The sequence below is a fragment of the Actinosynnema sp. genome (assembly GCF_052038725.1).
Window position 1 is genome coordinate 23,707 of sequence record NZ_JBQGCX010000914.1, and the last position, 7,599, is coordinate 31,305.

Genomic DNA, 7,599 nt, shown 5'->3' on the forward strand with positions numbered 1-7,599 from the left:
GATCAGAAAGAAATCCGAGGAGCAATTCGATGCCCACCCCCACCAAGGGACCCCGTCTCGGTGGCTCGCCGGCCCACGAGCGGCTCATGCTGGCCAACCTGGCCACGTCGCTGTTCACCCACGGTCGCATCACCACGACCGAGGCGAAGGCCAAGCGGCTGCGCCCGTACGCCGAGAAGCTGATCACCAAGGCCAAGGTCGGTGACCTGCACAACCGTCGCGAGATCATGAAGGTGATCCGCGACAAGGACATCGTCCACAAGCTGGTGGCCGAGATCGGTCCGTTCTTCGCGGACCGCACCGGCGGCTACACCCGCATCACGAAGACGCTGAACCGCAAGGGCGACAACGCCCCCATGGCCGTCATCGAGCTGGTGCAGCAGAAGACGGTGACCTCCGAGGCCGAGAAGGCGCGGAGCACCAAGTTCGCCAAGGACGAGGCCAAGACCGAGGCTCCCGCCGAGGAGACCAAGGTCGAGGAGACCAAGGCCGTCGACCAGGACGCCGAGGCCCCCGAGTCCGCCACCAAGGACGCGTCCGAGGAGCCCGCCGAGGGCGCCGAGGCCAAGTCCGAGGAGCCCGCCGAGGCCAAGGCCGAGGACAAGAAGGACGAGTCCTGAGCGACTCCAGCACCACCCGCGAGCCCGTCGCCCCCACCGGGGGCGGCGGGCTCGCCGGTGTTCCGGGCAGTGGTGGGGACGGCGCCGGGGACGGCTCCGGCCGGGTCCGCGTCCGGCTGGACCTGGCGTACGACGGCACCGAGTTCTCCGGCTGGGCCCGCCAGCCGAACCGCCGCACGGTCTGCGGGGTGCTGGAGGACACCCTGTCCACGGTGCTGCGCGAGGACGTCGTGCTGACCGTGGCCGGGCGCACCGACGCGGGCGTGCACGCGGCCGGGCAGGTCGCGCACGTCGACCTGCCGGAGGCCGTCGACGTGGCCGGGCTGCCCAAGCGGCTGGCCCGCGCGCTGCCCGCCGACGTCCGGGTGTTCTCGGCGCGGGTCGTGCCCGCCGCCTTCGACGCCCGCTTCGCGGCGCTGCGGCGGCACTACGAGTACCGGGTGACCGACGCGCCGTTCGGCGCGCACCCGCTGCGGCGGCTGGACACCCTCGCCTGGCCCCGTCAGCTCGACGTGGCGGCGATGAACGCCGCGTCCGGGCTCATGCTGGGGGAGCGGGACTTCTGCGCCTACTGCCGCCGCAGGGAGGGCGCCACGACGATCCGGGAGCTCCAGCGGCTGGAGTGGGTGCGCGAGGGCGACCTGCTGACCGCGTTCGTCTCGGCGGACGCCTTCTGCCACTCGATGGTGCGGAGCCTGGTGGGGGCCCTGCTCGCGGTGGGCGAGGGGCGCAAGCCGGTGGAGTGGCCCGCGTCGCTGCTGTCGCTGCACAGCCGCTCCAGCGAGGTGACCGTGGCCCCGCCGCACGGGCTGTCCCTGGTGCGGGTGGACTACCCGGCCGACGAGGACCTGGCGGCTCGGGCGGAGATCACCAGGAACGTGCGAGTAGCGACCGCTGGTTGAGGTCTTTTGGAGCGGCACCGGGGGCGGGACGGCGCGCGACTGCAACGGTCCGTCCCGCCCCCGAGGGCAGTCGCTTTCAGCGGGTCGTCACGCTTCGGACGGCGACCCTCCGGGCCGCCTGCGGGCCGCTCCGCGACCCGCCCCCCGGAGTCGCTCAACCAGCGTTGGCTACAGGTTCAGCGTCCACCCGTCGATGAACCCGGTGTCCTGCGGGAAGTGGTCCCGAGCCCGCAGTTGCCAGGTGCCGTTCGCGGTCTCCGAGGACAGGTTCAGCCGGTAGGTCGCGGTCAGGTCGTCCGCGCTGTCCGCGCTGGAGTGCACCTTCAGCTGCTGCACCACCCCGGACGGCGTGATCAGGTCCAGCGACAGGTCGCCCCGGTAGGTGTGCTTCACCCGCACGTCGACCGACGAGCTCGCGCTCGCCCTCCCGGCGCAGCCGCTGATGGTGATCGAGCTGGTGGCCGAGCCCAGGTCCGGCACGGCGACGTCCTCGTCGTTCACCACGCCGCGGCAGCCGGTCGGCGGCACGGCGGGCTCGCCGATGACCCTGAGCAGCTTGTTCGGCGACCCGGCTCCGGGGTTGGTGACCAGGCCCGGCGTGGCGGCCTCGACCAGCGCGTCGCGGACCTGCTGCGGCGTCGCCGTCTGGTTCGCGGCCAGGTAGACCGCGACCGCGCCCGCGACGTGCGGGGTGGCCATGGAGGTGCCGCTGATGGTGTTGGTGGCCGTGTCGTTGGTCAGCCAGGCCGAGGTGATGTCCGTGCCGGGCGCGTAGACGTCCAGGCAGGTCCCGATGTTGGAGAAGTCGGAGCGGGCGTCGGTGCGGGCCGTCGAGCCGACCGTGATGGCCTCGGGGGTGCGGGCGGGCGAGCGGGTGCAGGCGTCGCCGCCGTAGTTGTTGCCCGCCGCCAGCGCGTAGACCACGCCGGAGGCGATGGAGCCGCGCACCGCCTGGTCCAGCGCGTCGTTGGCCCCGCCGCCCAGGCTCATGTTGGCCACGGCGGGCTTCACCGCGTTCGCGGTCACCCAGTCCACGCCGGCGATGACCTGCGCCCAGGTGCCCTCGCCCGCGCAGTCCAGCACCCGCACGCCGACCAGCGACACCCGCTTGGCCACGCCGTGCGCGGCGCCGCCGATCGTGCCGGACACGTGCGTGCCGTGGCCGTCGCAGTCCGAGGCGTCGTCGTCGTTGTCGACGGTGTCCCTGCCGGAGGTGGCCCGGCCGCCGAAGTCGTTGTGCGAGAAGCGGATGCCGGTGTCGATGACGTACGCGGTGACGCCCTCGCCGCCGTTCGGGTAGGTGTACGAGCCGTCCAGCGGCAGCGGCCCCTGGTCGACCCGGTCGACGCCCCACGAGGGCACCGGGGACTGCGTGTCGGCGACCCGCACGACCGCGTCCTGCTCGACGTAGTCGACCGCCGGGTCGGCGGCCAGCTCCCGCGCCTGCTTCTCGCTCATCCGCGCGGAGAAGCCCTTCAGGGCACTGCGGTAGGTCCGCTCGACCCGCGCGCCGTACTTGCCGCCCAAGGTGCTCGCGGCGACCCCGGCGTCGCCCTTCAGCGCCACGATGTAGCTGTCCGCGATGGCGTTCTCCGCGCCCAGCCCCCGCAGGTCGCCCCCGGCCGCCGAGGCGGGCGCCGCCACCAGCGCCGCCGCGACCGCCCACGCCGTCGCCGAGGCCAGCCCGATCCCGACCGCCCGTCTGACCGCTGTCCCGCGAACGTCCATGCCGGTTTCCCCTCTCGCCGGGCGTGCCCTGGCCACTGCCGGAGCGCAACCGGCCGGGCACGATCCGTTAGTTCGTAGCCGGCGGGGGGAGAGCCGCGCAAGGACCCGGAGGGGAAGTCAGGCTAATGCCCGCTCTCCGGCGTCCGGCTGACTGCGGGAAGCCGCTTTCGTGCGGTCACAGCGTTTCCACGACCGAAACACCGTCGTTTCGGGAACCGCGCGGCCAGGGGAACCCGACCGGCACAGGAGAAGCGCCCCGGAGCACTGGGCTCCGGGGCGCTTCGAGGCGGTCGGCCGCGGTCGGCGGCGGGGTCAGTCGCCCCGGCGCACCGCGCCCAGGATCTGCTGCTCGGCCGGGTTCGTGACCAGGCGCAGCGGCATCCACAGGTTGAAGCCCGCGGCGATCACCTGGTCGTCCTTGAGCGTGGTCAGCTGCTGCGCCAGCTGCGGCGGCCTGCGCATCGTCTGGCACACCTGCTGCGCCTGCTGGATCGGCATCCGCTGGAACAGCACCAGCTCCGAGTTGACGATCGTGCTGGACGCCTGCGGGTGCAGGTAGGGCAGCACGTACATCGTCGTCTGCCACGGCGAGCGCGGCGGGAACAGCTCCTGCGGCACGTGGCCGCCGTCGTGCAGCACCAGCACCGGGCTGTCCTCGGACGGCCGGGGCAGCTCGACCGGGCTCAGCCTGCGCAGCTGCACCGGCGAGTTCCGGTCCTCCGGGTTGGCTCCGGTCGCCTGGATCACCGGCGCCCACGCGCGCGGGCGCCCGGTCGCGATCACCACGGTGGCCCCGGTCGCGGCGGCCCGCAGCGCGATCTGCCGCGCCAGGTACAGGCCGCCCACCATCGCCATGCGGGTCGGGGCGTTGCGCAGCACGGAGACCGTCACCGGCTCGCCCTGCGGGCCGGAGCCGAAGATCATGCCGCCGCGCTCGCCGGAGGGGCTGGTGATGTCCAGCAGCTTCGGGTCCACCAGGAACTCGGGCGCGACGCCCTTGCCGACGCCCCGGTTGTCCAGCAGTCGGGAGTTGCTCACGCGACGCCCCCCAGCGGGAGGGTCGCGGACAGCCCCGCGGCCTGCATCCCGTTCAGCGGGGTCAGGGTGATGTCCAGCTTGTCCGACATCGCCTTGAGCTTGCTGTCGGCGGTGTCGAGCTGCGCCTGGTTGCGGGCGCTGACCCGCACGAGGCCGCGCAGGCCGACCCGGCCCTCCTCGCTGCTCGGCGAGATCGACATGGACAGCGTGGACGACAGCGCGCGCACACCGGTCAGGCCGTTCAGGTTGGCGCGCATCCCCTTGGACGGCCAGCCGGTGATGGCGTAGCTGGAGTGGCCGACGCCGCCCGCCGAGACGCCCGACCACTTCTCGCGCAGCGACACCGGGTTCGCCGAGCCCGCGACCGAGGTCAGCTCGGCGGCCGAGATGCCCGCGCGGATCAGCTCGTCGGCGTCCAGCGGCCGGATGGACACGCCGACGGACTCCAGCGCGTTGCGGACGCGGGACAGCGCGCCGATGAGGGCGCGGTGCGCGCCCACGACGCCGCCGCCGCGCTCCCGGATCGCCGCGGCGCAGCGCTTCGGGTCCAGCCGCACGGCGATCCAGGTGGTGCGCCGGGACGCGGTGGGCAGCGGGCCCAGCAGCTCCAGGTACGAGGTCAGCGCGGGCGAGTTCGCGGACAGCGAGGCGCTGCCGGGGTAGCAGTGCCAGATCACCGAGATGGCGTCCAGCACCACGCCGCGGTCCTCCAGGCACGGGACCAGCGCGCCCAGCGGCAGGTTCGGCGCGCTGCCGACCGGGTTGATCAGGCCGGGCGTCGGGTCGACCAGCAGCACGGCGGTCCACGCGCCCTGGTGCCAGGCCAGGCCCAGCGGCCTGCGCTCGTGGTCGACGCCCTTCGCGATCACCAGGTCCGGCACGGCCAGGCGCAGCAGCGCGACCCTCGGGTCCTCGGGGCCGACGACGGAGGACTCCTCCGCCTGCGGCTTGGACTCGGCGGGCGCGCCGGTCTTGGCGGTGCGGCTGTGCGAGCGCGTGTTGTAGCGCGCGACCAGGACGATCCACTGGGTCAGCCAGCGCCCGCGCGACCGGGCGAACGCCAGGACCAGGGCGACCAGCAGCACGCCACCGGCGGAGTACATCAGGACCGGGTCGATGCCGTCCCCGGTGGCGCCGATGGCGAGCAGGAGCAGGCCGATGGCGAAGCCGACCTCGAGGACGACCAGGTTGGCGACCGGCAGCGAGCCGAGGCTCGAACCGGAGGCGCGCCTGCGGGCGCGCAGAGCGGAGGCGGGCACCGCCTGCGCGCCACCACCGGCCGGGCCGGGACGGCCCTGGGGCGGGGGCTGCGGGGGGCGGGGCATCCCTGGCCTGGGCGGCTGCCCCCGGCCGGGGCCCTGCCCCGGTCCAGGGCGAGGAGTGGTCACGGACATCCGATCTGGTCTCTTTCCCCTCGGTGTTCAGTGCGCCTCGGGCGGCGAGGAGGATGCCGGTTCGAGTGTCACCCTGTGGGGTCTTCACGATCCCGCGTACGGGTTACCTCTGCTCCGGCTATCGTGCAGAACCGTACCGCGACTGGGAGAGCAGCGAGCCGAGAATGGCATCAACACCCACCACCAAGTCACAGGTCCAGGCGTACCGCTTCGTGCTGCGCCGGATGCAGTCAGCCCTGGTGCGCCGAGACGCCGTCATGCTGCACGACCCGATGCGCACGCACTCACGTGCGACCGCGGTCGGGGTGCTGCTCGGCGTCATCGGCCTCCTCGGCTTCATGGTCTACGGCTTCTTCTCGCCCGACCCCCAGGTCGACGACCAGACGCAGATCGCCATCAGCAAGGAGACCGGCCAGGTCTACGTGGTCCAGAACAACCCCAAGGTCCTGGTCCCCATGACGAACCTGGCGTCCGCGCGGCTGCTGCTGTTCCAGCAGTCCTCGCCTGACCAGTCCCAGGGGGCCGTGGGCGGCGGCGACGCGGCGAGCACGGGCGGCGGGGCCGCGGGCGGCGAGCCCAAGCTGGTGAGCGAGAAGGCGCTGGCCAAGCTGCCCAAGGGGCGGCTGACCGGCATCCCGGACGGGCCGGACGTGCTGCCCGCCGACCCGGCGGGCCGCATCGGCTCGGAGTGGTCGGTGTGCGACCGGCTCGACCTGGACGACACGCTCAACAACCCCGCGTCCAAGGGCAAGTTCGAGACCACGGTCCTCGCGGGCGTCAGCGGCGGCGGTTCGCTGCTCGACGGCAACAAGGCGCTGCTGGTCAAGGCGGGCGCGGACGACGCGGCGACCTACCTGGTCTACAAGGCGCCGGTGAACTCCAAGATCACCTCCACCAGCACCGTGCGGGCGAAGGTCGACCTGACCAAGCCCGAGGTGCGCAACGCGCTGAACCTGACCGGCAAGGAGCCCAGGGCGGTCAGCGTCGGCCTGCTCAACGCGATCCCCGAGGCGAAGGAGCTCGTCGCCCCGAAGATCGAGAGCCAGGGCACCGCGATCGACTACGTCACGGGCGAGAAGCTGAAGGTCGGCGACGTCATCGAGGTCGAGCGCACCGGTGAGAGCTCGGTGTTCTACGTGGCGCTCAAGGACGGCCTGCAGGAGATCAGCAAGGCGTCCGGCGACCTGATCAGGGCGAGCCGCGAGCAGGGCTCCCCCAAGCCGGTCGACATCGCCAAGATCAACGAGTCCCTGCGCCCCGCCAACCCGCTCGACCTGCTCGACTACCCGAGCGAGGTGCCGGACGTCCTGGTGCCCAACCAGAACAACGTCGTGGTCTGCCTCGGGTGGAGCGCGAAGGACGTGAACGCGGGCAACAAGTCGCAGCACACCCAGGTGACCATCGCGCCGTCGCTGCCCACGCAGAACACGTCGGTGCCGGTGCGGATCAACCAGGTCGGCGCGACCGGCGAGGTCGTGGACTACTTCGTCATGGCCTCCGGCAAGTCGGCCGTGGTCCGCTCGGCGACGTCCACCCAGGACTTCGGCAGCGGCCCGATCCACATCATCACCGGCCGGGGCGTGAAGTACGGCGTCCCGGACTCGGCGACGGCCGCCGCGCTCGGCCTCGGGCAGGACGGCTTCGCGCCGGGGCCCGAGTCGATCCTGCGGCTGCTGCCCAACGGGCCGCAGATGAACCGGAACGACGCGTCGCGGAGCTGGGACTCCATCCCGACGGACAAGAGCCTCGGGACGCTTCCGGGGCAGGTTGGGCTTGGGCGAGGGTCATGGCTACTCTCCACGACGGACCCGGGAGACTCTCTCCCGGTAATAATCCGTCGCGCCGGCCGCTTCTCCTCTTCCTCTGCGGCCATCTTGGGGCCTGCATCACCCCGCGGAGGCTGCCCGACCACCACAG

6 protein-coding genes are annotated in these 7,599 nt (G+C 72.6%); 3 read left to right on the forward strand and 3 right to left on the reverse strand.

Annotation, left to right across the window (positions count from 1 at the left end):
• Positions 1–29 precede the first annotated feature (29 nt).
• The gene (gene rplQ / locus ACTUAL_RS19135; protein WP_440901211.1) at positions 30–620 is read left to right on the forward strand and encodes a 50S ribosomal protein L17; all 591 of its coding nucleotides are present in this window, start codon (positions 30–32) and stop codon (positions 618–620) included.
• Positions 617–1,522: a tRNA pseudouridine(38-40) synthase TruA gene (gene truA, locus ACTUAL_RS19140; RefSeq protein WP_440901216.1), complete on the forward strand. Its 906-nt coding sequence runs from the start codon at positions 617–619 to the stop codon at positions 1,520–1,522. The genes rplQ and truA overlap by 4 nt, the downstream gene beginning before the upstream one ends.
• Before the next feature lie 168 nt (positions 1,523–1,690).
• On the opposite strand, the gene ACTUAL_RS19145 is transcribed toward truA, so the two are convergent.
• From ACTUAL_RS19145 to eccE, 3 genes are all read right to left on the reverse strand, one after another.
• On the reverse strand, positions 1,691–3,250 hold the full coding sequence (locus tag ACTUAL_RS19145) for a S8 family peptidase (protein ID WP_440901212.1): 1,560 nt from the start codon (positions 3,248–3,250) through the stop codon (positions 1,691–1,693).
• Between the two features lie 312 nt (positions 3,251–3,562).
• On the reverse strand, positions 3,563–4,288 hold the full coding sequence (locus tag ACTUAL_RS19150) for a hypothetical protein (RefSeq protein ID WP_440901213.1): 726 nt from the start codon (positions 4,286–4,288) through the stop codon (positions 3,563–3,565).
• Complete coding sequence (gene eccE / locus ACTUAL_RS19155) at positions 4,285–5,613, reverse strand: type VII secretion protein EccE (RefSeq protein ID WP_440901214.1); 1,329 nt, start codon at positions 5,611–5,613, stop codon at positions 4,285–4,287. The genes ACTUAL_RS19150 and eccE overlap by 4 nt, the downstream gene beginning before the upstream one ends.
• A 233-nt stretch (positions 5,614–5,846) precedes the next feature.
• Between eccE and eccB the strand changes: the two genes are divergently transcribed.
• On the forward strand, positions 5,847–7,599 hold a 1,753-nt coding region (eccB, locus tag ACTUAL_RS19160; protein WP_440901215.1), incomplete at its 3' end, for a type VII secretion protein EccB.

Excerpts from the sequence above, each read along its gene's own strand:
- rplQ (WP_440901211.1), top strand. The coding sequence starts at position 30 with ATGCCCACCCCCACCAAGGGACCCCGTCTCGGTGGCTCGCCGGCCCAC.
- ACTUAL_RS19145 (WP_440901212.1), bottom strand. The coding sequence starts at position 3,250 with ATGGACGTTCGCGGGACAGCGGTCAGACGGGCGGTCGGGATCGGGCTG.
- eccE (WP_440901214.1), bottom strand. The coding sequence starts at position 5,613 with ATGCCCCGCCCCCCGCAGCCCCCGCCCCAGGGCCGTCCCGGCCCGGCC.